Source organism: Sphingobacterium sp. KH_072, from assembly GCF_057837975.1.
In genome coordinates this window covers 2,997,593-3,023,955 of the sequence record NZ_CM174457.1, presented here as the reverse complement: position 1 = coordinate 3,023,955, position 26,363 = coordinate 2,997,593, and the positions used below count along the sequence as shown (strand labels likewise).

Sequence of the window (26,363 nt, the reverse complement as noted above, 5' to 3'; positions counted from 1 at the left end):
TGATATTACCTTATAAATGAATGAACAAGCGCCGCGGCGCTTGTTTTTTTTTATCCAGTGCGGAGTGAATTAAATATAATTTTCCTTTAGAAGATATTTTTTGTTAAAATATTTTCTATATTTGAAAATGAATAATGAATCAGAGAAAATTATAGAGCACTATCTGACAAATAATAAAGTGGCGATTACATTGGATCCGCCTGATTTAACGTTATTGAGAAAAGTACTCTACGACTTTATTAAAGCGAAAGGCGATTTAGTCTCAACCAGTATGCTTTTGGCCTATTGCTCGAACACATTAACCAGTAAAAATAGCTTTCCTAAAGATCTTGCTAAAGTGAGTAACAAAGCATTAGCAATGATTTTACATATTGATCATAATGACGACGTAATTTGAATGTTCTTAAAACTAATTTACGGAGATACGATTAGTGAGGTTTCATTTAAATATGTCTGTGAATGATGTGCCCTAAAAAACACATCCGTTACAATTTAGTGTAGCTATCTTCCATACCATAAATATCAAGCAACTCAAGTACTTTACCTAGTGGTGTCAAAAAGTTGTCTTCTGAAAATGTGGGATCTGAAAATTCGTGGCGCAATAAAAACAAGGAAACTAGGGCCTTGTAATCGTTGCTTTCTATGAAGTTACTCTTATTAGGTTCTTCTATCTCTGAAGACGATAGCCAACTATCCCACTCTTGTTTTCTCAGATAGATCATTGCCGCCAAGGCAAATAGGAGATGTTTCGGGTAGGTATTGTACATCCCGATGTAATCGGCTATGATAGGTAATAAACGTGTTTTGAATTTTAAGATGGTGTTTTGTGCGATATCTACTAAATAATGTTGCAGATAGGGATTTTTAAATCTATCAAGCACTTCAGCAGTATATTGCTTACTTATTGATGTGGGAAGCGACAGCGTTGGTAATATTTCCTCCGTAATTGCTTTCAGGATAAAGTTTTCGGTAAAGGTGTCCCGCATGCAGTCTCCAACAGTTTCAAGACTTTTTAACCGACCGATCTGCGCCATGATGGTATGCGCGCCATTCAAGATTCGTACTTTGCGCATGCGATAGGGAGTCAGGTCGTCAACAAGAATAACATCATCTCCAAAATGATGAAAAGGAAAATGATCTGTTAGAGAGGCATCGCCTTCAATCGCCCAAAATAAATAAGGCTCGCAGATCGTGATTAGGCTATCGGTATAATTCAATTGTGTTGTATACTTCTCTTCATTTTCCTTCGGATATCCTGATACAATACGATCTACCAGCGTATTGTAAAACTTTGAATGCTCTAATAGCCAGACTTTAAAATCCTCCTCCAATTGCCACAAGGAAACATATTGTAAGACGATCTCACGAAGTACTAATCCATTGTTTTCTATCAATTCGCAGGGTAGCACACACAAACCTTTGCTTGGATCACCTTTGCACCATTTAAATCTTCTGTAGAATAATGCCGTAAGTTTCGCGGCAAAACTTTGGTGCGCAACAGCTTCCAGATGAGCATCAGATGGATCGAAAAAAATGCCAGATTCGGTCGTGTTTGATACGACCAACTTCAACTCCGGTTCGGTCGCCAGATTTAGATAATCCTCATAATTATCGTACGGATTGACCAATTTCTGGATGCAAGTTATGATTCTCTGGTGCTGAGATACTTCACCATTTTTGACCCCTTCTGTGAATAACGTGAAAATACCTTCCTGCTTCTGCATATCAAGCATGCTCAGACCGGGACGATTTTTTACAACGGCAACTCCAGCATTGTATCCATAGTCATTTAATACATCAATAATATACTCGGCAAATCCGCGTAGAAAATTTCCAGATCCAAATTGAAGAACCTTGATCGGAAGGGAAGGTTTGCCGGCCACTTGGCGTGTTAGGTTTTCCATAATTCGCTTACTTGGTATTATCAAAATCAATCACAGCCTTCAAAACATTCGTATTTGCGTTTCGAAGCGATTCGAAATCCAACTCAATCGTATGGAACGGTAGGTGATGGGTTATATAGTCCCGTACAGTGACCTTCCCTTTTTGCAGACAATCGATTACAAAGTTAAAATCCTGTATAGTGGCATTCCGACTACTCATCAGCGTCGCTTCACGCTTATGGAACTCGGGGTGACTAAAACTTAAACTGTTCTTCTGAATACCCACCATCACATATCGACCTCCATGAGCAATGTACGAAAAAGCCTCTTCCAACACTTTGTGATTCCCGGTGGCATCTAGTACAACCGTCGGCATATCTCCATTCGTAATTCTTTTAAGCGATGTCATCACGTCCTCGTCTTTTGGATTTACAGTAGCATCCACTTCAAGTATATGCTTGGCGTATTGTAACCTATTGGTATTCGTGTCCATCGCGATAATCTGTTGTGCTCCGGCTATTTTAGCAAAATTGATTAGTCCAGATCCGATTGGTCCAACACCCATAATCAAAACGATATCTTGATTGGTCACATTTGCCCTACCAATGGCATGGGCAGCTATCGCTAGTGGTTCTACAATTACTAATTCGGTGGCAGATAATCCTTTGCCCGCTACAATATACTCGTCTTTGACGACGATGTATTCGCTAAATCCGCCATCTATATGCACCCCAAATACCTGAATCTTCACACAACAATTCGTGTGGCCACGGGAGCAAGCGATGCACGTACCACAATGAAAATAGGGGATCACTGTAACGCGATCTCCCGCAACGACATCGGATTTAGCGCCCTGTATATATTCTGCGCAAAGTTCATGTCCTAATATTCTCGGATAATCAAAGAATGGCTGTGTGCCCTCATACGCATGAATATCGGTGCCGCATATTCCGGCCAGTTTAATCTTTAGCAAGGATTCACCCAGGGCAGGTTGGGGTATGGGCTTATCACAGGTTAACAATTTATAAGGTTTTTCGCAAACGAGATATTTCATTTTTGTCATATTGAGGGTAATGATTAGCTTATGCTAGGTATAAATAACATTGTTGACACAAAATAATGGCAATCCCTACCGATAAAATTTCATGTAATTGTCCTATTATTAAATGATTTTGTCATTTATGCTTTCGGATATTCGTATTATGGGCGAATAAATTATTTTTGATAAAATGCTATAAACCTAATGAAACCATTTCTCTTAAAATTAGCGTCTAATTCCGTGCGTTCTTTTAACGTTAGGATCGATAAAACTCCAGATGTAAACAACATCTGGCATTATCACGCAGAATTAGAATTAATTTATGTAAAAAAGGGCAGTGGTACGCAATTTATCGGGGATGATGTGCGGCCATTTAAGGCGGGTAATGTCATTTTAGTGGGTAGCAATTTGCCACATTATTGGCAATATGCAGACAAATATTTTAAAGATATCGATAGCGAGCCATTGGAAGTGGTTGTGGTGCATTTCAATAATATCTGGGGCGAAGAATTTCTAGAATTACCTGAAAATCGGGCGCTTCAACTTGTGCTGGAAGCATCTAAACGAGGTATACAAATAGAAACGCTAAACGAAGGCCGCATCACCAAGGTGATAGAAGCGATTGCACTAGGATCCGACAGTAGAAAGATCCTTAATCTGATGGATGCACTGCTACTGATTTCTGAAAGTGCTGCAAAAAAACACCTTGCATCAGAGGGTTTTAATAATCAGCTGGTTAAGTCTGAAATGGATCGCATGCAGGCCATCTTTAATTTCACCTTAAACCACTACCACAGTCGAGTGAATCTAGACGATATAGCCGAAGTAGCAAAAATGAGCCGTGGCGCATTTTGCAAATTTTTTAAGGCCAAAACGGGAAAAACCTATTCTACATTTATTAACGAAATACGCATTGGCAATGCGTGTCGATTGCTTATCGAAGGGCATTTAAGTGTGAAAGAAATCTGCTATGAAGTGGGGTTTAATAATTTTGTGAGCTTTCACCTGTTTTTCAAAAACATAAAGGGAAAAACGCCCGTGCAATATCAAAAAGCTTATCTGCAATAAATAGGATAAAAAAAACGAGACTACCAATCCATAAATCGTTCTCCGAATACCTAATCGTAAAAGGAGATCATCAACATTTGAAAATATGATATGTACTAACTTTTCGCGAACCAGCATTACAAAATACATCTTTTGTATGATTCCCTTCTTGCTAACTAGCCTGTTTAGTTTCTCGCAAACCGCCAATATGCTATGGTATGATGCACCTGCTGAACATTGGGTTGAAGCACTTCCTATTGGTAATGGAAAAATTGGAGCCATGGTTTTCGGAAAAGTAAATGATGAAATCATACAACTTAATGAGGGGTCATTGTGGTCTGGTGGACCAAGAAAGAATAATGTGAATCCAGATGCCCATCAGTATTTGCAACCGATCCGCGAAGCACTGGCGGCTAAGAATTTCTCCTTGGCAAATGACTTAATGAAAAAAATGCAGGGACATTATTCTGAATCTTTTTTGCCATTAGGAGATCTTCACATCAAACAACACTTCATTGGTCAGGGTGAAGTGGAAGATTATGCTAGAAACTTGGATATAGGCAATGCCATCTCCACCGTGAACTATAAGAAAGACGGAGTGCGCTACGAACGGGAGATTTTTGTCTCCAACCCAGCTAATGTATTGGCCATACGGATCAAATCCGACAAAGCAAAAATGTTGAATCTGCATTTCGCACTATCTAGTCAGCTTAGAGGCGAAGCAGCTGCTACCGATTCTAATAATCTTTCCTTTTCGGGGAAAGCTCCAGCACGAGTCGACCCATCCTATTATAATCAGGAAGGAAGAAACCCTATTGTATGGGAAGATACCGATGGTTGTAACGGTATGCGCTTTAATAGCCAGCTTCACGTAGCTTCTACAGATGGGAAGGTGACAAGCACGAGCGACGGTATACAGATCATAGATGCATCTGAAGTAGTCGTGTATTTTACTGCTGCAACAAGTTTTAATGGATTTGATAAATGTCCGGATCGTGACGGGAAAGATGAAAAAGCATTAACCGCTAAATACCTAAGTGAAGCCCTAAAAGTGCGGTACGGCTCTTTAAAGAAAGAACATACGCAAGATTACCGCAATCTTTTTGACCGGTTTGTGTTTACCCTTACTTCGGACAAAACGGAAGGAAATTTATCCAATATGCCATCTGATGCTAGGCTTAAGCGGTATAGCCAAGGAAATAATGATCTGGAATTAGAAGCCTTCTTTCTTCAATACGGTCGTTATTTGTTGATTTCCTCTTCTAGAGATGGCGGAACACCAGCGAATTTGCAGGGCATATGGAACAAAGAATTGAGAGCGCCATGGAGTTCCAATTTTACCATCAATATCAACACACAAATGAATTATTGGCCGGCTGAGGTCGGTAATTTATCTGAATTACATACACCGCTGCTCAAGTTTATCCAATACCTATCAATGACTGGAACACTAACTGCGCAGGAATATTATAAAGCAAGAGGTTGGGTCGCACATCATAATTCTGATATTTGGGCTTTGAGTAATGCTGTTGGTAATGTGGGCGATGGAGATCCGCTATGGGCTAACTGGTACATGGGTGGCGCTTGGTTATCTAGACATCTTTGGGAACGATATGCGTTTTCTATGGATAAAGACTTCTTGAAAGATCAGGCGTATCCTATTATGAAAGAGGCGGCACTTTTCTGTGTGGATTGGATGATTGAGAAAGATGGCTTGCTGATTACTTCACCGTCTACCACGCCTGAAAATTTGTTTATCTACGAAGGAAAGCGCGTTGCGGTGTCGGAGGGAACTACCATGGATATGGCTATCATCAGAGATTTATTTCGCAACGTGATTACTGCCTCCGAAATCTTACAAGTGGATCAAGCGTTTAGAGATACGCTGATCAAGAAAATTGCGAAATTGTATCCTTACAAAATTGGCAACCGAGGTCAATTGCTAGAGTGGGCCGAGGAATATGTAGAGGAAGATCCGCATCATCGGCACTTGTCACACTTGTACGGCGTGCATCCGGGCATTGATATTTCACCACTCACCACGCCAGATTTAGCGGCCGCTGCTTCCAAGTCATTTGCACTTCGTGGCGATGAAGGAACTGGATGGAGCAAGGCATGGAAAATCAATTTTGCTGCGCGACTGCTGGAAGGAGATCATGCTCATAAAATGGTGCGAGAGATTCTTCGTTATTGCGACCCGAATGATCAAGGAACTGGGGGTACATATCCTAACTTTTTTGATGCACATCCACCTTTTCAAATTGACGGCAATTTTGGCGCTTCAGCTGGCATGATGGAGATGATCATGCAAAGCCATTTAGGAGAAATACATTTGTTGCCCGCTTTACCTGCTGCTTGGAATGCTGGCCAGGTGACTGGTATTAGAGCCAGAGGAAATTTTGAACTAGATCTGAAGTGGAAGAAGGGTAAACTTGAGTCCGGAAAAGTAACCTCTTTGGCTGGAGAATCTTGCATACTGCGCAGCGCCACACCGATCAAGATCAAAGGTGTCAATCCAGTAATCCGCAAAGACCAAGATTACTTTGTATATGAATTTCCAACAACTCCCAATAAAGTCTACCAAATTAAAAAGAGTAAGCGCACTGAATAGCATACAAAGCACCTGATATAAACCTAAACAATTAATAGATATGATGAGAAAAAAATACCCCCTGAAAAGGGGGCTGGCAATCCTGCGCGGTATTGCCATGGTACTGCTTGCATTAATCACGCCCTATAGTGTGGTTGTTGGATACGATGTGTCGCATTTGAAATATATTTCGAATGAGCCGATTCGTCCAGATGTAGCACAAAGAACTATTCAGGGAAAAGTAACCACGGAAGACGGAACAGCCATTCAAGGTGTTTCTATAACCTCTGCAAAAAGTACAATTGCCACTTCGACAGATGCGGATGGCTCGTTCTCCATTGCAGCGGCCACAGGCGATATACTCACCTTTAAATCGATAGGATATCAAGATCGACAAGTAACTGTCTCCTCAGAAGAATTTATAAATGTCGTGTTAGAAGCCTCTTCCGAGACGTTAGATCAGATTGTGGTGGTGGGTTTTGGCACGCAAAAGAAAGCAAATTTGACGGGTTCAGTGGCTTCCGTGAAAGGTGATGATATGGTTCGGCGCCCCGTTACCAATGCGGGTGCGATGCTTCAAGGACAAGTCGCCGGGTTAAGCATCGTACAAGGAGGTGGTGAGCCTGGTAATGAAAATCTAACAATACGCATGCGTGGCCAAGGCACTTTTAGTGGAGCGGGAAACAATCCATTGGTTCTCATAGATGGTGTGGAAGGAAGCTTGACCGATCTCAATCCAAACGATATCGATAACGTATCTGTCTTGAAAGATGCAGCTTCGGCATCCATTTATGGTTCACGAGCAGCTAACGGAGTCATTTTAGTCACGACGAAGAGCGGCATTGTCGGTCGCACATTTGTAGAATACAGCAATAATTTAGCGATCCATATGCCGACAAAGATGTTCGACTTGATCACTAATTCAGCCGAATACATGGAGCTTTTTAATGAAGCGAAATTGAATACAGGTATCAATAGAGGACTGTACTCGAAGGAGGATATAGATTTATACCGCAATGCAACAGATTTTACCAAGTATCCGAATACCGACTGGCTTGATATATTTTTCAATCCCGCTTTTGTGCAGCAGCACAATCTGAGTGTTAATGGTGGTAGCGAAAAAACCCAATATAATCTGTCTATGGGCTATGTGAATCAGCCGGGCGTTTTTATGGGATTCAACTATGAACGATTCAATATGCGGTTGAACCTAACTTCGACGGTAAACGATTGGCTAAAAATAGGAAGTAATATTAGTGCCAAGCAAGGCAATACCCAAAGACCAAGACAAGGCGGCGAAGATGCATTCATTGGAGCGCTGTCGCAAGCTCCGACGTACGCTCCTCAATTGGCAGATGGTAGATATGTGCATAAAGCTTATGACTTTGAGATCAATAATAAAAACATGTTAGCTGTTATTGATAATGAAGCGTTTTACAAAAACCGAGATTACTCGATAAACATTCAGGGATGGTTTGATGCTAAGATTGCCAATAATTTGAGTTGGTATGGAAAGGCGGCCATCGTTGGCGATTTTGATAATGAATCGGACTGGCGCCCCACTGTTCCATTGTACAATTTTCGATCGGGAGATTTTGCGACCAATTTAGATGTCGGCGAGCTAGGGCTTCAGAAAACACGTCGCGAAAATAGATATACCAATATGTTTTCCTATTTAAAATATGAGGATCAATTTCTTGATTTTCATACGGTAGGTGCACAAGTAGGATATAGCTATGAGGCCAACCAGAATCAGTTTCTAGGTGGATATAGGCAAAATTTTTATGGTGGGGCATTGCGGGAATTAAATGCCGGAGGGCTATCTGTTTTAAGAAACGATGGGTCTACGTATGAATGGGCTTTACAATCCTTATTCGGCCGATTAAATTACAACTTTGCGGATAAGTATCTATTCGAAGGTAATTTTAGATACGATGGCTCTTCGCGATTTAGTTCTGAGCAACGGTGGGGCGTGTTCCCTTCCTTTTCTGGCGCGTGGAGGATATCGCAAGAATCTTTCATCCGAGACAATGAAAGCTTCAGTTGGCTGAATGAGCTGAAAGTGCGGGGCTCTTATGGATTGCTGGGTAATCAAAACATCAATATTAATGGCAATTATCCTTATCCATACCAAGATCTGTATGATTTTACGGGAGATTATTCCTTTGATAATTCTGAATTATCCCCAGGGGTAGCGCAAGGTAATTTACCTAACCGGGTAATCTCGTGGGAGAAAACTGCCATTTATGACTTCGGTGTAGATATCAGACTTTTCAATCAATTGGACATTACGTTTGATTGGTATCAGAAAGATACGCGCGATATTTTACGGAATATTCAACTTACGGATTTGGTTGGTCTTGGTGCTCCCTTTATTAATTCAGGAACCGTTCGAAACCGCGGTTTTGAGGTCGCCGTCAACTATCAGAACCAAGTCAAATCGGGTCTGTTTGAAGGTCTGAGATACAGCGTTGGTGGAAACATCGATCATTTTAAAAATACCGTCATGAATTTTGGTGCTCCCGAGATTGGACAATGGACGATCAAAGAAAACAACCGACCATGGGATACATTCTACATGCTAGAAGTAGTAGGGATATTCCAAAACGCAGATGAAATTGCTTCCGCACCAAAGCAATATAATGACAATACGTTGCCAGGCGATTTGATGTATCGCGATCAAAATGGCGACGGAAAAATTGATGATAACGATAGAGTACACATGGATGGCGCTTTCCCGCAGTTTCAGTACGCCGTAAATGGAAGTGTATCTTGGAAAAACTTTGATTTATCGGTGCTATTTCAGGGAGTACAAGGGCGTAATATCTTCTTGAATAATTGGGGAATCATGCCTTTCGTGCAAGGGTCTGCTCCAACGACAGATATCAGAGACCGGTGGACGGAAGATAATCCATCTACTACGATGCCAAGACTATATTTTGGTTGGGATTCCCCGCAGAAGTTTTCAAGACCATCTTCGTATTTCCTGCGCAATGCCAGTTATCTACGCCTAAAAAACTTGAGTCTGGGATATACGTTTACGCAGGAGTCGTTGGCTAAAATTGGCATCGAGAAATTCAGAGTATTTCTTTCTGGAGATAACTTAATTACCTGGACCAACTACCCGGGATTAGATCCTGAACGTGGCGGCAGCGGTACGTTTTTGACGTATCCACAAAATAAGATTTATTCATTCGGCATTAACGTACAGTTTTAAAATAGTAAATACATGTATAAGTTCAAATATATAGTTACAGTATTAGTAGGCGTACTGCTCGCGAGTTGTAGTATTGATCGGGATCCACTAGATAAATATTCTGCCAGCCAGTTTTGGAATACGCAAAACGATTTTGATATGGCGATGACTGCTATTTATGGCAAGTTACAAACACCCATATTCTCCTATGGATCTCCAGATTGGGATCTTATCACCGATAATGGCTATAGCCAACATAATTCTAACCGAGCTCGAGATATTGCTGCTGGAGAAATCTCTGCATCGTTAGGCGGTTTTATCTCGGATGTGTATTCTCATGCCTATTCAGGAATAGCCAGGGTCAACATTTTTTTGGGACAGCTGGATCGCTATGAAGGCGACTTTCTCTCCGGGGATCTGAGACATTCTTATGAGGCCGAAGCCAAATTTATGCGCGCTTACTATTACTATATGCTGTATGCTTGCTATGGCGATGTACCATTGGTAGACAAGGCGCTTGATCTTGATAATTTTGTACAGGCAAAAGCAAGTGCTCCCGAGATTTTAGATTTCATCTATCAAGATTTAGATCGCGCCATTGAACTACTTCCGGATGTCACGTATGCGCAGGGAGGTGGGCGAGTGGTCAAATCTTCGGCTCAGGCGCTCCGATTACGGGTCCTTATTTATACTGCTTATAACAGCGATGGCACACCAAATGTACCTGTCTTGACCCAAGCTCGAGATTTGGCAAGACAGATCATGTCTGCGGGTTATCAATTATCTCCAGTATTCCATGATGTATTTCGTGATAATCGCCAAGAAGGGAATCCAGAGATCATCTTTTCGGTTAAGTTTTTAGCGCCTAATAATGCTACAGCGATGGATCAATGGTATGGCGATTGGGTTGGCGTAAGTCCATTGCCTAGTTTTGTGTCTTTATTTGAAGAGGATGATTTACGCAAGGAGGCGAGTATTTTTCAAAATGTGGTAGACTTTGGAACCGGTAGAACGCATTTGCCATCTAACAATATGCCCACGGGCTATGGCGTCAAAAAATTCTTAACACCTGAAAACATTCCGTACGACTACTCTACTAGAAGTGCTCAAGACTGGGTGATGTTTCGCTACGCGGATGTGTTATTGAGCTTTGCCGAAGTAGAAAATGAGATTACTGGTCCGACGCCGGAGTGCTATACAGCGATCAATGCGATACGGCGAAGAGCCGGATTGACTGATCTAGAACCAACGTATTCAAAAGAAGAATTCAGAGAATTAGTTCGGTCGGAACGACGGTTGGAACTCGCATTTGAAGGAACACGTTATTTCGATCTCAAAAGATGGCGGATTGCAGGCGCAGTATTGAATGCAGTCGAAGATGGCATCATTCAGTACAATTTTCAAGAACGATTCTATTTGTGGCCTATTCCGCAGAGTCAGATAGATAGAAGCGGCGGTGTGCTCATTCAAAATAGTGATTATTAGGTATATACCGTAGTATACGCTAGCCCCATTATATACTGCCGGATTTGGGAATAGGAAGATTCCCCTTGCAACAAGACTCACATTGGAGTATGGCTTGCGAGGGGATTTTTTGTGTACTATAATCGATAATGCCTTCAAAAGTTATCCGGGTTTTACTGAGAAAAATCTTCTTTTTTGTGCTAATATATGTTGGAGTATAATAATTCTATACTGGAATTATTTTCTTTTTTGAGGTAAAATATTAAAAAATGGTTAAACCCTATTGAGGCATTAAAAAAGGCGATACGGGGAGTATCGCCTATAATCACACTAACTATTAATAAAAACCCTATGGAACTAGGTGTTTTTCGAATCTAAAAGGCTAAACAGTACTAAGTAAAACGTTTATGCATATTACCGAGACTTTTCGTTTAGCGATACATAAAGATAAATAGTATTGCGAGATTATACAATAGGATTGAAAAAAAAACGTTACAGAAACTCATATTTTATATAAATACCTGTAAATGAGTTTATTAAAATTTTTATAAACGTTTTTTTAGGGAAATTTATGGTGTAACTTCCTTCGAATTCTCCGAAATGTATGTTTCCCAAGCGACTTTATCGGTCCTAAATGTGAATATTTTCGCATTGTCTCTCGTGGCTGGTATCAAGCGAAATAAGATTTCTTTGTCGGGATTGTCTGCCGCAGGCATAGGAACTGGTGCAAACATGGGGTGATCTAATGTTAAGTTTTGTCCAGATCTCGGTCTTATCAGGTAGTAGATGGATATTATCTGACTATCGTTGAAAGATGATTTTTCAAAAAAATCAGTGGTGTATAAATGGCGAATCACTTCGATCTCCAGATTACATTCTTCCAGATATTCTCTTTTCAGTGCATCGATTAAGCCTTCTCCATATTCTAATCCACCACCCGGAAATTTGGTGAAGGCAAAGTTGTCGACTTGCTCATCGCTGATGAGTACTTCATTCTGCTGATTCACCAATATCCCGTATACCCTAACGTTGAATAAGAACATGTCTGCTTTCTTTTTTAGATTTGATATTAGATTTGCTCGAAGCCAGAATCTACACTCAATTCGTCTACACCAGCAATCGAATAATGCCTTGGCAAAAACCAAGAAATGGTATTCATTACTTGTACATAGGCATCCTGAGTCGGAAATAATTTGGGGGTAGTATTAAATATTAAATCTTGTGTCATCGTGCTCTCGTCCTCATAATTGCGCGCGATCAGCATCACTTTGCTATTGCTCATACCCGAGTACGCTAGAAACTCTCTAATATGTGTGCGCGTCTGTGCGGGAAGGATTTCTTCTGATGGTTGGCCAACTAATACTTTTTCATCTTTTGGTAAGACAAAATCTTTACCATGCTCCGAGAAAGCGCTATCGTCGGTATAGAATTCGTTGTTGAGCTTCAAGTTCAGTAAATCTCCGTGCGAGAAAATCCAATCGGGCTGATCCTTATGCGCGTTGATGACCAATCCAAAGCCATTGGCTAGTATCCTGTCCAATTCATTTCGGATCACGAAGGCCTTAAAATTCGTTTCAGGATCTACCGTGCGCGCATTCATGTACGCGAAACTATCATTCGCTACTGCGACCTCAGGCTCTGCCAATTGCAGATTGCATTCGTCGATATTCTCCAAGAAATCTGCGACCCATTTTTGGTCACGATTAGCTAAAGGAATCTCCAGCAGATGTTGCAAGTTGATTGTTTTTTCTAAGTTTCCCAGAGAACCGGAAGAACTTTTATTGGCATCAAAAAAGTGAATCGTACTCATATCGTTTAAAGAGGCTAAAATTAAGGAATCTTTGCCGAATTTCGTCTTAATTATGTCAATATAGCGGTTTTTAATTAGAGGATCGTGCAGAGAACGATATAAAATTTTACTATTTTTGTTAGAAACCATATTTAATAATGTCTAATACGAACGCGACCCACACCGTAGATTTTGATTCATCAAAGCTCAGTTTCGAAGAGTTTCGTGACCTGATAATTAGTGATTACCGACTGGCAGTTGAAAGCCGGCAGGTGAGCTTGCTCGGCCGCAAGGAAGTGCTTACGGGTAAAGCTAAGTTTGGCATTTTTGGAGATGGTAAAGAATTGGCGCAGATCGCCTTATCCAAAGTTTTTCGTAACGGCGATTGGCGCTCTGGTTATTACCGCGATCAGACCATGGCGCTGGCATTGGGATTCACTAATGTGTATCAGTTTTTTAGTCAACTGTATGCCACACCAGATTTAGGCATCGAGCCGGCATCGGGAGGTCGACAAATGAATTGTCACTTCTCAACACAATTGTTGGATGCAGAAGGCCAATGGCTGAATCAAACCCAACAAAAAAACTCGACATCCGATATTTCTACCACTGGTGGACAGATGGCTCGTGCGGTTGGTTTGGGATTAGCATCCAAATACTATCGGGACAATACTTCACTTCGATACTTACAGTATTTTTCTGATAATGGCAACGAGGTGGTGTTTTGCAATATTGGAAATGCTTCTACTTCTGAAGGTGTCTTTTGGGAAACAATCAATGCAATTGGTGTAAAGCAATTGCCACTAGTGGTATCCATCTGGGATGATGGCTACGGGATTTCGGTGCCCAATGATGTGCAAACGACCAAGTCCGATATTTCACAAGTGCTCAAGGGATTTCAGACGGATGAACACGGAGTCGGTTTCGAGATCTTTAAAGTGTGCGGTTGGGATTATCCCGGACTATGTGAAGTATATAAAAAAGCGGCCGATCTAGCGCGCGAGAAACATTTGCCCTGCATCGTGCACGTGTGTGAAATGACACAGCCGCAGGGTCATTCTACCTCGGGATCACATGAGCGTTATAAAACCGGTGATCGCTTGAAATGGGAAGAAGAATACGATTGCAATCTGAAGATGCGGAACTGGATGTTGGAGTCTGGTATTGCAACCGAAGACATGCTTGTTGCTATTGAGCGAGATAGCAAAGAAAAGGTGCGTGCTGAACAACGCCGCGCATGGGCCGATTATCAGCAACTTTTACAGGTAGATTTTGATCAGGCTGTAGCGCTCTTAAATAATATTAAGGACGAGCGCATCGAGATGCCGCTGAAGACCTTGCAATCATTGACCGAATACGCGCTACACGAAATCTATGGCAATGTGCGTCGTGCATTGCGAGAATTGCGTGGTGAAGCTGTAGAAGGCAAAACAGCGTTGTTAGACTGGTATAATCAGCAGCAAAAGGTTAACCAAGACAGATATAATGATTTTCTGTTTTCCAATACGATTCATAGTCCGTCGCTAATTGATGATGTAGCGCCAGAATACGATGTCGAATCGCCTATCGTAGATGGCCGAGAGATTTTAAATGCCTGTTTTCAGGAGCATTTCACAAAAGATGAACGAGTGATTGCCTTTGGTGAAGATGTGGGCAAAATAGGGGATGTGAATCAAGGATTCGCCGGCTTGCAAGAACAATTTGGTGAAGCGCGTGTCTTTGATACCGGTATACGAGAATCTACCATTATTGGTAAAGGTATTGGTTTGGCGATGCGTGGCTTACGACCGATTGCAGAGATCCAATATTTGGATTATGTGTTGTATGCACTGCCTGTGTTGAGCGATGATTTAGCGAGTTTAAGCTACCGCACCAAAGGACGGCAAAAAGCGCCATTAATTATCCGTACGCGAGGTCATCGTTTAGAAGGTGTGTGGCACTCTGGATCTCCGATGTCTGTTTTGTTGGGTGCATTGCGCGGTATTCATCTTTGTGTGCCACGCAATATGACACAAGCAGCGGGTATGTACAATATGTTGTTGAAGTCAGATGAACCAGCATTGGTAGTAGAATGTTTGAATGGCTATCGGTTAAAAGAGAAAATGCCGCAGAACGTGAGTGATTTTACTGTGCCATTGGGTGTGTCTGAGATCGTGCGCGAAGGACAGGATATTACGGTAGTATCTTATGGTTCTACCTTACGTGTGGTGCAGGAAGCAGCGTTGGAGCTAGAGAAATTAGGTATCTCCTTAGAGATTATTGATGCACAGTACCTGATGCCATTTGATCGAGACAAGATCTGTGCAACTTCCTTACAAAAAACCAATAAGCTTTTGGTGGTAGATGAAGATTTCCCAGGCGGTGCATCCGCTTATTTGCTCAGCCAGATTCTGGAAGATCAGCAAGGTTATTATTTATTAGATAGTCAACCGCGAACCCTAACGGCCAAAGCACATAGATCACCTTATGGTTCGGATGGAGATTATTTTACCAAACCTTCGGTAGATGATGTGATCGAAACGGTATACGCTATGATTAGTGAATCCAATCCGCAAAAATATCCTACGATCTATTAGCCATCGGGTAGTTTTGTAGATCAAGAAATAGAAAATAAGAAGGCAGTCTTTCGACTGCCTTTGTTTTGTTATTTTATTGTGCTTTGCTGACCGCCTCTTTTGGCTGTGGAGCGTTGAATAGCGAAGCCGCGCCGATTATAGCGGCATGTTCTTGGTATTTGCCGAGTTCGATATTGTAGGCAGCAAGTGCTGTTTTTTTACCGATGCAAATCTTATCCCAAGCTTTGGTAATATTGCCCCCAATAATAAAGTTGATGGCTTCATGTTTGTCGCTGAAATAAGCTAGGAAGTCCAACAAATGTTGTACGTATTCTTCCAATAATGTACTGGTTTCTGGAAGGTTGCCGTGCTGCTCTAAAATTTCTTTCAGGCCCGGTTTTTGAATGCCTGTAAGCTCTTCAAAACGTTTGGTAAACCATCTGGTTACCAAGAATTCTTCGAAGATCGTATCACGGAAAGGGGCTTCCCACAAAGCGGCATCAAAAGCTTTTTCGCCTTTGCTCCATACCGCACTGCCTAATCCTGTGCCCAGCGTAATCCCTAAGATCCGATCTTTATGCTCCAGACCTTGCGCAAAGATTTCGCCTTGTAAAAATGCAGCGGCATCATTAATATAGGAGATCTTCTGGATGTGTAATCCGACCAGATTATCTTTGATAGGCTGTGTAACCAACATCTTATAAAGGCTGTCATATTTGGTTTGCCCGATCATCAAAGCTCGACCTTCTTCATAGTCAAATGGGCCAGGCATCGCGATGCCGATCTCTCGAATTTCCTCAGTACTGGTAGCTATGCAAACGCGCATGCAATCCGTCCAATTTTGTAAAATCGATTTAGCATCTGAGGAAGAATCGACGTGCTGGCGCGTAATGGTATCCTCCAGAATAATCCAGTTATCGGTATCAACAATAGCAGCAGTTATATGCGTTCCGCCAATATCACAGGCTAGAACAAAGCGGTTATCGCGCATTAGATTGGTATTTTAATAAATGATCGGCAATGACCAAGGCAGCCATCGCTTCGACGATGATGACCGCGCGTGGTACTACGCAAGGATCATGTCGGCCTTTGCCGGATATAGTTGTTTCACTACCACTTTCGTCGATAGTAGCTTGGTCACGCATAATCGTGGCCACAGGTTTAAAAGCGGTGCGAAAAGTGATGTCCATCCCATTGGATAAACCACCTTGTATACCGCCAGAGAAATTCGTTTTGGTGCGTGCTGGTTTGCCTTCTTGGGCGATGAAAATATCGTTGTGTTCCGAACCGAGCATTTCTGAACCGGCAAATCCAGATCCATATTCAAAACCATGTACCGCATTGATGCTCAACATAGCTTTTCCCAAATCGGCATGTAACTTGTCGAATACCGGTTCGCCCAAGCCGACTGGTAATCCGCGGATTACCGTGGATATTCTGCCGCCAACGGTATCGCCGTTCTTACGGATTTGATCGATGAATTCGATCATTTCAGCGGCGGTCGCCGGATCGGCACATCGCACAATATTACTTTCGCGGAGATTTACTAATTCCGTCAGGTCAGATACGTCAAGGTTTGGCGCTTCCAATTGGCCTACGCCAGAAACATGGGCAAAGATTTCAATGCCATGCTGTTTTAAGAATAGTTTGGCAATGGCACCAGCTGCTACACGTGCTGCGGTTTCGCGTGCCGAAGAACGGCCTCCGCCCCGGTAATCGCGTATGCCATACTTCACCTGATAGGTGTAATCTGCATGCGAAGGGCGAAACTTATCTTTTATGTGTGAATAATCTTTGGATCGCTGATCTTCGTTGGGAATGTTGATCGCAATAGGAGTGCCGGTTGATTTTCCTTCAAATACGCCCGATAGAATTTGTGCGATATCACTTTCCTTTCGTTGCGTGGTGATTTTGGATTGTCCAGGTTTGCGTTTGTCCAACTCCGCCTGAATGAATTCTTCATCAATATCAATCTGCGACGGACATCCGTCTACGATGACGCCAATAGCTTTTCCGTGAGATTCACCATATGTCGTGATACGGAACAGATCGCCAAAAGAATTTCCTGCCATAGTTAAGTTTAGGTTGTAAATATATTAATTCGGCATCAAAAATGTAGCTTTTGATGCCGAATTATTTGTAAGGATATGGTTGTAATCTTCGGAGTGATTACTAAACCAGGGTAAATTGTTGATTCTGTAAGTGCTGCCAAAAGTCGGGATAAGACTTGTTGACTACCGCTGGTTCCTCGATAGTAACTAGCGGAAAATGAAGCGCAAGCGGCGCAAAAGCCATTGCCATACGATGATCTTCGTACGTGGCGATTACCAGCTCTTCCGGTACAAAATAGGCTGCTGTATCGAGCGTGTAAATGCCATCATTTTCATGCAATTTGCAGCCAAATTTCCCAATTTCGTTTTGCAACGCTGCGATACGATCCGTTTCTTTGATCTTTAAGGTTTCTAATCCGGTGAAGGTAGTCGGGATCTGCAGCGCTGCCGCAATGACGACAATAGTTTGCGCCAGATCTGGACATTCTTTGAGATCTAAGAATACAGGTTCGCCAGTCAATGTGCCTTTTTGCAGTGTAATGCCATCTTCCTCAAACGTAGTGTGCACGCCGAAATGCGTCATGATATTGGCAATAGCAATATCACCTTGCAAACTATTTTTCTTCAAACCTGGCAAAAATAAGGTTCCTTCTTTTGCTAAAGCAACGATCGCGTACCAATAAGATGCTGCACTCCAGTCGGGCTCTATATATAATGTCGCTTCGCCAAATGATTGGGCTGGAATGTTAATCGTCTGCTCATTCCATTGATATTCAATGCCTGATTCGCGAAGCATATCTAACGTCATGCTTACGTATGGTTTGGAAGTAAGCTCACCCTCGATCTGAAGATTCAATCCTTTTGGTAATGCTGCTGCGATAAGCAACAAAGAGGAAATGTATTGACTACTAATATCGCCCGGAATGGAAACTGCCGTTTGCGTTTGCTCGAATGGACCATCGATGTGCAGCGGCGGATAACCTTTTTGTGCCGCGTAGCTGATCTCCGCGCCGATCGTTTGCAAAGCATCTACTAACAGCTTTATCGGGCGTTCTTGCATGCGCGCGCTACCTGTGAGCTCAAATGATCCTGTCGATAAGCTTAAAAAAGAAGTCAGAAATCGCATCGCTGTGCCGGCAGGGCCAATGTCGATCTTTGTACGATCGTTCGTAGAAGAAGAATCGCTTGCGCTAGCAAGTGCTTCGCCCATCGTGACCGTGTCGGCTGCTTCCGAAAGATTGGCCACGCGAACGCTACCTTGACTAAGCGCCTGAATAATAAGGGCGCGGTTGCTCTCGGATTTCGAACCCGTGAGCATCACCGTGCCGCTTATAGTCTTGCTAGCATGCGATAAGGAGACTTTTTTGAGGTCGCTCATTATGCTTCTGCAATCGTTTTGCTATTCATTACTTCGTTCTGCTTGCGGATAGATTCGTTGTGCAGCAATTCTAAGTATTTCACCGCGAAGTCTTCGCCAATATTCAATGCTTTCGCTAGTTGTACACGTTTTTGTACGATTTCATCCCAACGGTTTACTTGTAAGATCGTTACGTTATTATCGCGTTTGTACTCGCCGATTTTCTCTGCGATTTTCATGCGATCGCCGATCATTTTGATGATATCGTTATCCAATTTGTCTATGTTCTGACGTAGTTCCGATAATTTATCTTCAAATGCGGGGTTGTTAGATTCTGCTTGGCGTACCGCAATATTGCTCAACATATCTGAAAGCGCTGCTGGCGTCAATTGTTGTTTCGCATCTGTCCAAGCTACCGATGGGTCAATGTGTGACTCGATGATTAATCCTTGCATATCCATATCCAACGCTTTTTGAGAGATGTACGGTAGCAATTCACGGTTTCCACAGATGTGACTTGGATCGTTGATGATTGGCAACTCTGGTGCGATGGTTTTCAATTGGATCGCAATATCCCACATCGGTTCGTTGCGGAAAGCTGTTTTCTCGAAAGAAGAGAAACCACGGTGAATAGCGGCTAATTTCTTAATACCCGCACGGTTTACGCGCTCCAAAGCACCAATCCATAGCGATAAGTCAGGGTTCACCGGGTTTTTTACAATTACCGGAACATCTACACCTTGTAATGCATCTGCAATTTCTTGTACCGTGAATGGGTTTGCCGTAGAGCGCGCACCAATCCAAAGTACATCTACACCTGCTGCCAAAGCTTCTTCCACGTGTTTTGCGGTCGCAACTTCCGTTGCTGTTGGCAATCCGGTTTCTGCTTTCGCTCTCTTCAACCACTCTAGGCCAATGCTTCCGATTCCTTCAAATTCTCCCGGACGAGTACGTGGTTTCCAGATTCCGGCGCGTAGTACGTGCACTTTACCTGTGTTAGCCAATAAATGAGCTGTAGATACCACTTGTTCTTCGGTTTCCGCACTACAAGGTCCCGCAATTACCAAAGGCTTATCGCCTGTATCAATCCATGAACTTAATGGTAAGATGTCTAATGAATGTTTCATCGTATATATGTTTTTATTTTTTTCTGATAAATTATTTAAACGCGCTCGTTTTTAATGTATTCGCCCATGATGTTGAAATTCACAGAGTGCTTCAATACTTTACGGATCGCTGCGTCATAATCCGACTGTTTCTTCCATTCTACATCCACGTAGAAGTCGTATTCATTGCGTTTGCCCACCACCGGCATCGATTGGATCTTGCTCAGATTCACATTTTGTTCGGCGAAGCATTGCAAGATGATGGCCAATGAACCAACGGCATTGCCAGTCTGGAAAGATAAAGACGCTTTGTTCGCATTCTTCTGTTCCACTACATCGTTAGAAAGAATTAAGAAGCGTGTTGCATTCTTTTTATGCGTTTCTATACGTCTTTCTATAATGTCTAGACCGTATATTTTTGCGGCAGCCTCTCCAGCAATTGCAGCGGTGTTAGCCAGCTTTTCAGAAACAATATTTTGTGCACTAGAGGCGGTATCCATGCCTTCTTTCACAATCCACTCCGGGTGTTCACTCAGGAATTCGTCGCACTGGCGTATGGCAATAGGGTGCGATTCTACAAATTTAATGTCGGCCAACTTGGTGCCCGGCAGTGCTAGTAGGTGTTGCTGGATATGCAGATGTACTTCGCCCAAAATATGGAAGCGATAATCGCGCAATAGATTATAATTTGGTAGGATGCTTCCCGCAATGGAGTTCTCGATTGCCATCACCACGAAGTCTGCTTTACCTTGTTTCAGCAGTTCGCACGTTCTTTTGAAGGATTCGCATTCCAACGTTTCAATATCATTACCAAAGTATTTGTAAGCGGCTTCTTCGTGAAAAGATCCTTTTACGCCTTGTATTGCAATCTTTAATTTCTCTGATTCCATGTAGATTTAGTCAAAAAAAAGAGGCCCCGTTTTGTTTCGGGACCTCTGTTTACTTTTTATAGTATGTACACAATAGTATCCCCATTATTATTCATGATAATAAAAGAAGCTAAAATACGGTTGTGTATAAAATCTGTTCATTTGTCTCGTTCTGTTTCCAAAAGTAACGCAAAAATTGATAACTGCAAAATAATTTGAATTTTTTATCGTAATACCATTGTTTTTTATTCATTTTTTATATTGTTTTTTAAGTATAAAATAGATGTATTTTTACTGTTTTTTTTGGTGTATTTTAATGAATTACTTGACTTCAATGTTGTGTTATGTGTTTTTGATTGATTTAAAACGTGTTTTTAGGTTTTTGATAAGTGTTTTTTTATTTTAAATTTTATTGTTGTTTTTGTTTAAAAAATGGATGTAAAAATCGTCTATTTATTTGTTTATATAATTATAAAATAATGATGTGTTTAGTCTTGATTCATGTCATTTTATTAGCGTTTACCTGTTTCTTGGTGCAAATTATCTTTCCTAATTTTGCTTTCCTATGCATTTTGTGCTCATAAGTATATGCTGTTCGGTAGCCGTTGCAGTTTTATTAAAATATGCTAGGCAGAGTGGGGTAGATACTTGGCAAATGATTGTGTGGAATTATCCCGCAGCATTGATGTTGACGTATTTCCTGTTCCAGCCAGATCTTCGCGCGATCGCTTGGGCTGCGCTTCCGTGGCGCGTATATCTCCCAATCGCTTTGCTATTGCCGGGTTTATTTATGCTATTATCTTATTCATTGCGTTACGCTGGCTTGGTGCAGACGGAGGTCGCGCAGCGGTTGTCCCTCGTTTTATCTTTGCTAGCGGCGGCATTTTTGTTCGGTGAGGTTTTTAGTGCTTGGCGTATTGCAGGTATTTTAGTGGGCTTTTTGGCGATCACTTTGTTGATTGGCTGGCGCAAAGGTGTGGGGCAAAGCCTTGGTTCACGTTATTTACTATTTCCTCTGTTGGTCTTTGTGGGATATGGAGCTGTAGATGTGCTTTTTAAAACGGTGGCGCTTGAAGCGCGCGTTCCGTATATTACTTCTTTGATGCTGATCTTTACGGGTGCATTGGTATTGGCTTTTACCTATTTGATTGTGCAGTTTATTTTTGAGAAAAGAATATTCTCCGCTAAATCTATGTGTTGGGGGTTTCTTTTGGGGGTGCTGAATTTTGGTAATATCTTATTTTATATGAAAGCGCACAAGCTACTGGTAGATAGCCCGTCTGTTGTGTTTGCCGGTATGAATATAGGTGTGATTGGATTGGGAGCCGTATTAGGTGTTTTACTTTTTAAAGAAAAGTTGTCGCGCATCAATGTAATTGGCGTCGGGCTTGCAATCATTGCAGTTTTGATGATAGCTTATTTATAGCTTTGTCTTCTATTCATAGGGAAAGTGATCCGAGTGTCGTACAAGTTGATGTTGTATCTGAAAAAATAAGCGTTGAAGCAATAAGTGCTTCAACGCATTTCTAGGGTAGGACTAAGTGAATGCTATCAATCAACCTTGCGAATTAAATGTTAAGCAAGTTGTTGAATCGATAGATTATGTTGTGTTTCAATCTATCCGCTAATTTGTTCCGCTGCACTCTCAGTGGATTTAATGTGCCTTGGATAAATTGTGGGTCTGATTGTAGTAAGTAATCGGAGCCAAGAAAATACCTTGATGCGTTCGCATCATTTTTACCTCGATAGAGCATCCATGCGACCGAAATTCCTGCAAATTCGTTTCTTTGAATATCGAGTGTTGGACTAAAATGTGTGGCAAATCTAGCAGTTGCTATCCAAGAAGGAGCCTTCTTGATCAGATTGGCTTGCCATAAGATAGGCCATAAGACAGGCGACACGATTAGATCCAATTCTCCTGTGGTTATAAAGGTGGGATATTTCACGGTTGTTCCAATGGCAAGTGGTCCTGGTTCTATCGGGAATGACCCAATTATTTTGTAGGATCTATGATGTTGAGATTTTTTTGCGATAAACTCGAAAAAAGAATGCTTGCTCCGCCTCCAGCAGAATGCCCCGCTACAATCATTTTTGTCAAATCGATTTTATTATATAAAGGGGATTGCGGGTCATCATTTAATTTTGAAGCTTCGATAGCACCATAAATATGCATGGTTGGTATTGTATTAATAAAATTGTTAGAATTGATGACTACAAAACCATAGCTGGTCCATAACCTTATTAAAGCATCGTAGTGGCCCTGATTGGATAGAATGCCTCCCACAAAATTAATGACTGGTAATTTTTCTAATGATTGGATGTTCGCGGGGTAAAATGCTTCGGTAGAAAAATTTTGTTCGAAACCGTAGGGGAATGCTGAACTACAGCGAATTTCAGGGTCTAGCAATCTAATGGTTGCCTGTACTTTTGATGCTATGCCAACCAATTGCCTGCAGTCTCCTCTTACTGCGTTTGTGGCTACTTCATAAGCTCCGAGTTTGCTATACTCCGAATTATGCTATGCCAAAAGCATTCACTAGTGCAGAGGCTTTCGTTTCATCTTTTAGAGTTTGAGTGGTTGCAAACTCTTCATCTTTGTTGCAGGAAGATAGCATTAATAATAGTGATAAAATTAAGATCGAATTTTTCATGATGCATATGTTTTAAAGAGTTAATATTTAAGATATGATTTTAACTTAAAAAAGAATGCTAACGCGTGTTATATTATCTAAGATAACATATATATATATAACAATGGGTTGATTTATTTCGTAATAGCGTTTTTTGCTGATCTTCTTAAGAATGTGTTTTTACATGTTTAGTTCGTTTGTTTTTAAAAGTTACGATAGCTGATCTTTTTGCCATGCGTGTTGATACCTTTATAATGCAATAAAGCACATCCGTTGAGAGTGTGCTTTATGTATTGCTAGTTTGTGCTTTTGCCTGTTTGAACCAGCTCATTGATTATTGTTGCAAAGGAGTGTTATCCTTGTGCAGGTTTTCTAGAGCGATTTCAATGTATTTGCACGACTATTACGTTGCACCCTTGTGGGGTTTGGCTTTACTAAAACAAACGGTTCGCGAGTCTTCAAAAATTCAGAAGGTTTGCTCGGTCTATAAACCGCCAATGGTAAGTCTTCTGCTTGGGTGAATGCTGGATCCTCAAGTGATCTATAATTGGATCCTACGAAAAATCTCGATGCTGCGGCATCGTTTTTAGCGGTGTATAATATCCATGCGACTGTAATGCCAGCATAATCGTTTTGTGCCAGTTCTAAAGTTGGTGTGAGATGATTGGAGTTTTTGGTAGATATGTACCAAGCTGGTGCACTTGTAATCTTCTGATACTGATTTTTAAGTGGAAATGTGGTCGGTGGGACGAGTACGTCGTATTGGCCAGTCAATAGCAGTGTTGGTACATTTACATTATTGCCACTAGCAGCAAAGCTAGCCTGTAGTGGAAATGATCCAATTATTCTAAGCGCAGGATGAATAGATTGAATTATTTTCTCTGTTTTGGAGGTTATCGAAAGTGCGCCCGATCCTCCGGCAGAATGCCCTGAAACTTGGACCTTAGATAAATCAATTTTATTGTATAATGGAGATTGAGGATTGCTGTTTTGGGCAACAATTTCCAAAAGACCCGTAACATGTAACGATGGATTAAAATTGATGAAATTATTACTATTAACCACCACAAACCCATAGCTCGTCCATAGTTTGATTAATGCATCATAGTTCCCTTGGTTAGATAACAAGCCTCCTACAAAACTTATGACAGGTACTTTTTCTAATGATTGTATATTTGATGTGTAAAAAACTTCTGTTACTCGGCTGTCTTCAAAACCATACGGAAAAGAAGGGCTACATCTCACGCCGGGATCCAAGAAACGCAAAGCAGCCAACACGTTTTGTATCGTCCCAGCTAATCCTGAACAATTTAACCGTGTGCCGGTAGTTGATACTTTGTAAGGTCCTGATCTATTATACAGCTCATTAGCCAAGCCAAAAGTGGGTTCGAACTTAGTTATAAGTGCACCTTTAGCATCGGTATTGATAGATTCAGTCTCGACAATATCAACTTGTTCAATTTCCTGCTTTTTCTCACAGGATAACAAAAACAGTGAAAGACAGATAAAAATTATACTGATATTTTTCATAATTCGTTAGTTTTAAAATTCCAATACGAGTTAGTATTGATGCCGTCAGTTTAGTGTGCTAATGATAGCGTGATGCATTAGCAATTATTTATATTATCGAATTTATTTCCAACAAAGTCCTGGAAATTTTGAAAGAACAAGGATTGTCGGAAATAAATCGTTTAATATATCATTAACGAGCATTATCCGCTGCTTGATTGCGCTTAACTGCGTATGTTCTAGGGGTAGTATCGAGAAAGTTAGCAGGTTGAAGGATAAACTGTTGATCTTGCTGCAATCTATAGTTAGCTCCCACAAAATAGGCTTGTGCCGCGGTGTTATTTTTACCATAATAGAGCAGCCATGCTGTTATAACACCGGCATATTCATTTCGCGCTAATTCCCTGGTAGGACTAAAGTGTGATGCCGCTCTCGCGGTAGCAAACCATGCAGGTACGGTGCGTGGATGTAAGTTGTAGTAATTGAGTGTGGCAAATCTACCGTTTATTTCATCGTTTTCAGCGGCAAGATATAGAGTCGGAATTCTCACCGCAAGAGAGGTTGACGTAATGATGGAAGGTTGAATTGGAACAGAGGAAACTATTTTTATACGATTATCAATTTTTTGAAAAACTGCAGGTGGATAAGACGATGCCGTAATAGCCGCGCCTGCTCCGGCAGAATGACCTACAAGAATCATTTTTGATAAATCAACCCTGTCTTTTAAATCCGATCCTGACTTTTTATCTTCAAGAGAAACTTCAATAGCACCAAGAGCGTGCATCAACGGAGTTAAGTTGATGAAATCATTGGAATTAACCACAATAAAACCGTGGCTTGCCCACAACCGAGCATATGTATCGTAGTTACCTACATTAGATGTAATGCCTCCCACCAAATTGACAACGGGTAATCTTCCTAACTCCCGAATATCGCTAGGATACCATATTTCTGTTGCAGCGGGGAAACCAAGTCCAGCGGGAAATTGTGGATTGCATTGAATATTTGGAGCAATAATACCAGTTGCTGAGGCGAAGCCATAGAGTAATCCACTAACCAATTTGCAATCACCTCGAACGGCAGTTGTCTTCACCGCGTGAGGCGCCGGTTTAGCGTAATCGCTATTCCTATTGCCAGATTACCCGCAAACAACGAGTTAAGATTGATCGAGGATGATTTTTCAATTGTTTCGATTTGTAATGACTCTTCGTTTTTCGAACACGAAATAAGGAAAAGAGTTACTAATAAGATGGTTAAATTTCTCATAATAAAAAAAAT

General features: G+C 41.5%; 21 protein-coding genes. 7 read left to right on the top strand and 14 right to left on the bottom strand.

The window, feature by feature from the left end; genetic code table 11:
* Window positions 1-127: 127 nt before the first annotated feature.
* Window positions 128-397, top strand: a complete 270-nt coding sequence (locus AC3IRT_RS13585; RefSeq protein ID WP_489393754.1) for a hypothetical protein — start codon at window positions 128-130, stop codon at window positions 395-397.
* Between the two features lie 88 nt (window positions 398-485).
* Here the strand turns inward: AC3IRT_RS13585 and AC3IRT_RS13580 are convergent, their stop codons facing one another.
* Complete coding sequence (locus AC3IRT_RS13580; RefSeq protein ID WP_489393753.1) at window positions 486-1,904, bottom strand: tagaturonate reductase; 1,419 nt, start codon at window positions 1,902-1,904, stop codon at window positions 486-488.
* Between the two features lie 7 nt (window positions 1,905-1,911).
* On the bottom strand, window positions 1,912-2,856 hold the full coding sequence (locus tag AC3IRT_RS13575; RefSeq protein ID WP_489393752.1) for a zinc-binding alcohol dehydrogenase family protein: 945 nt from the start codon (window positions 2,854-2,856) through the stop codon (window positions 1,912-1,914).
* Between the two features lie 270 nt (window positions 2,857-3,126).
* On the opposite strand from AC3IRT_RS13575, the gene AC3IRT_RS13570 reads away from it, so the two are divergent.
* The 4 genes from AC3IRT_RS13570 (at window position 3,127) to AC3IRT_RS13555 (ending at window position 11,240) form a co-directional block, all read left to right on the top strand.
* The gene (locus tag AC3IRT_RS13570; protein WP_489393751.1) at window positions 3,127-3,990 is read left to right on the top strand and encodes an AraC family transcriptional regulator; all 864 of its coding nucleotides are present in this window, start codon (window positions 3,127-3,129) and stop codon (window positions 3,988-3,990) included.
* Window positions 3,991-4,126: 136 nt separating this feature from the next.
* Window positions 4,127-6,580, top strand: coding sequence for a glycoside hydrolase family 95 protein (locus tag AC3IRT_RS13565; RefSeq protein ID WP_489393750.1), 2,454 nt, complete (start codon window positions 4,127-4,129; stop codon window positions 6,578-6,580).
* Window positions 6,581-6,620: 40 nt separating this feature from the next.
* Window positions 6,621-9,776 (top strand): SusC/RagA family TonB-linked outer membrane protein, encoded by a 3,156-nt coding sequence (locus AC3IRT_RS13560; RefSeq protein WP_489393749.1) that lies wholly within the window; start codon window positions 6,621-6,623, stop codon window positions 9,774-9,776.
* Window positions 9,777-9,788: 12 nt separating this feature from the next.
* The gene (locus AC3IRT_RS13555) at window positions 9,789-11,240 is read left to right on the top strand and encodes a RagB/SusD family nutrient uptake outer membrane protein (protein WP_489393748.1); all 1,452 of its coding nucleotides are present in this window, start codon (window positions 9,789-9,791) and stop codon (window positions 11,238-11,240) included.
* A 548-nt stretch (window positions 11,241-11,788) separates the two neighbouring features.
* Here AC3IRT_RS13555 and AC3IRT_RS13550 read toward each other — a convergent pair.
* Together AC3IRT_RS13550 and AC3IRT_RS13545 are read right to left on the bottom strand one after the other, a co-directional pair.
* The gene (locus AC3IRT_RS13550) at window positions 11,789-12,262 is read right to left on the bottom strand and encodes an NUDIX domain-containing protein (protein WP_489393747.1); all 474 of its coding nucleotides are present in this window, start codon (window positions 12,260-12,262) and stop codon (window positions 11,789-11,791) included.
* Between the two features lie 26 nt (window positions 12,263-12,288).
* Complete coding sequence (locus AC3IRT_RS13545) at window positions 12,289-13,029, bottom strand: hypothetical protein (protein WP_489393746.1); 741 nt, start codon at window positions 13,027-13,029, stop codon at window positions 12,289-12,291.
* 137 nt (window positions 13,030-13,166) lie between these two features.
* Here AC3IRT_RS13545 and AC3IRT_RS13540 point away from each other — a divergent pair, with 137 nt between their 5' ends.
* A complete protein-coding gene (locus AC3IRT_RS13540; protein WP_489393745.1) occupies window positions 13,167-15,584 on the top strand; it encodes an alpha-ketoacid dehydrogenase subunit alpha/beta in 2,418 nt (805 codons plus the stop codon).
* A 73-nt stretch (window positions 15,585-15,657) separates the two neighbouring features.
* On the opposite strand, the gene AC3IRT_RS13535 is transcribed toward AC3IRT_RS13540, so the two are convergent.
* The 5 genes from AC3IRT_RS13535 to AC3IRT_RS13515 all read right to left on the bottom strand — a co-directional run bounded on the left by AC3IRT_RS13535 (window position 15,658) and on the right by AC3IRT_RS13515 (window position 20,967).
* Complete coding sequence (locus AC3IRT_RS13535; protein WP_489393744.1) at window positions 15,658-16,554, bottom strand: ROK family protein; 897 nt, start codon at window positions 16,552-16,554, stop codon at window positions 15,658-15,660.
* Window positions 16,544-17,635, bottom strand: a complete 1,092-nt coding sequence (aroC, locus tag AC3IRT_RS13530; protein ID WP_489393743.1) for a chorismate synthase — start codon at window positions 17,633-17,635, stop codon at window positions 16,544-16,546. The genes AC3IRT_RS13535 and aroC overlap by 11 nt, the downstream gene beginning before the upstream one ends.
* A 100-nt stretch (window positions 17,636-17,735) precedes the next feature.
* Complete coding sequence (gene aroA / locus AC3IRT_RS13525; protein ID WP_489393742.1) at window positions 17,736-18,992, bottom strand: 3-phosphoshikimate 1-carboxyvinyltransferase; 1,257 nt, start codon at window positions 18,990-18,992, stop codon at window positions 17,736-17,738.
* Window positions 18,992-20,098 (bottom strand): chorismate mutase, encoded by a 1,107-nt coding sequence (locus AC3IRT_RS13520; RefSeq protein ID WP_489393741.1) that lies wholly within the window; start codon window positions 20,096-20,098, stop codon window positions 18,992-18,994. Before AC3IRT_RS13520 ends, aroA begins: the two co-directional genes overlap by 1 nt.
* Before the next feature lie 35 nt (window positions 20,099-20,133).
* Window positions 20,134-20,967, bottom strand: coding sequence for a prephenate dehydratase (locus tag AC3IRT_RS13515; protein WP_489393740.1), 834 nt, complete (start codon window positions 20,965-20,967; stop codon window positions 20,134-20,136).
* Between the two features lie 553 nt (window positions 20,968-21,520).
* Between AC3IRT_RS13515 and AC3IRT_RS13510 the strand changes: the two genes are divergently transcribed.
* The gene (locus AC3IRT_RS13510; protein ID WP_489393739.1) at window positions 21,521-22,372 is read left to right on the top strand and encodes an EamA/RhaT family transporter; all 852 of its coding nucleotides are present in this window, start codon (window positions 21,521-21,523) and stop codon (window positions 22,370-22,372) included.
* 142 nt (window positions 22,373-22,514) lie between these two features.
* On the opposite strand, the gene AC3IRT_RS13505 is transcribed toward AC3IRT_RS13510, so the two are convergent.
* The 5 genes from AC3IRT_RS13505 to AC3IRT_RS13485 form a co-directional block, all read right to left on the bottom strand.
* Complete coding sequence (locus tag AC3IRT_RS13505) at window positions 22,515-22,892, bottom strand: hypothetical protein (RefSeq protein ID WP_489393738.1); 378 nt, start codon at window positions 22,890-22,892, stop codon at window positions 22,515-22,517.
* Window positions 22,893-22,939: 47 nt separating this feature from the next.
* Window positions 22,940-23,392 (bottom strand): poly(ethylene terephthalate) hydrolase family protein, encoded by a 453-nt coding sequence (locus AC3IRT_RS13500; RefSeq protein ID WP_489393737.1) that lies wholly within the window; start codon window positions 23,390-23,392, stop codon window positions 22,940-22,942.
* Between the two features lie 67 nt (window positions 23,393-23,459).
* Window positions 23,460-23,597: a hypothetical protein gene (locus tag AC3IRT_RS13495; RefSeq protein WP_489393736.1), complete on the bottom strand. Its 138-nt coding sequence runs from the start codon at window positions 23,595-23,597 to the stop codon at window positions 23,460-23,462.
* 351 nt (window positions 23,598-23,948) lie between these two features.
* A complete protein-coding gene (locus AC3IRT_RS13490) occupies window positions 23,949-25,106 on the bottom strand; it encodes a poly(ethylene terephthalate) hydrolase family protein (protein ID WP_489393735.1) in 1,158 nt (385 codons plus the stop codon).
* A gap of 172 nt (window positions 25,107-25,278) precedes the next feature.
* Complete coding sequence (locus AC3IRT_RS13485; RefSeq protein ID WP_489393734.1) at window positions 25,279-26,178, bottom strand: poly(ethylene terephthalate) hydrolase family protein; 900 nt, start codon at window positions 26,176-26,178, stop codon at window positions 25,279-25,281.
* Window positions 26,179-26,363 lie beyond the last annotated feature (185 nt).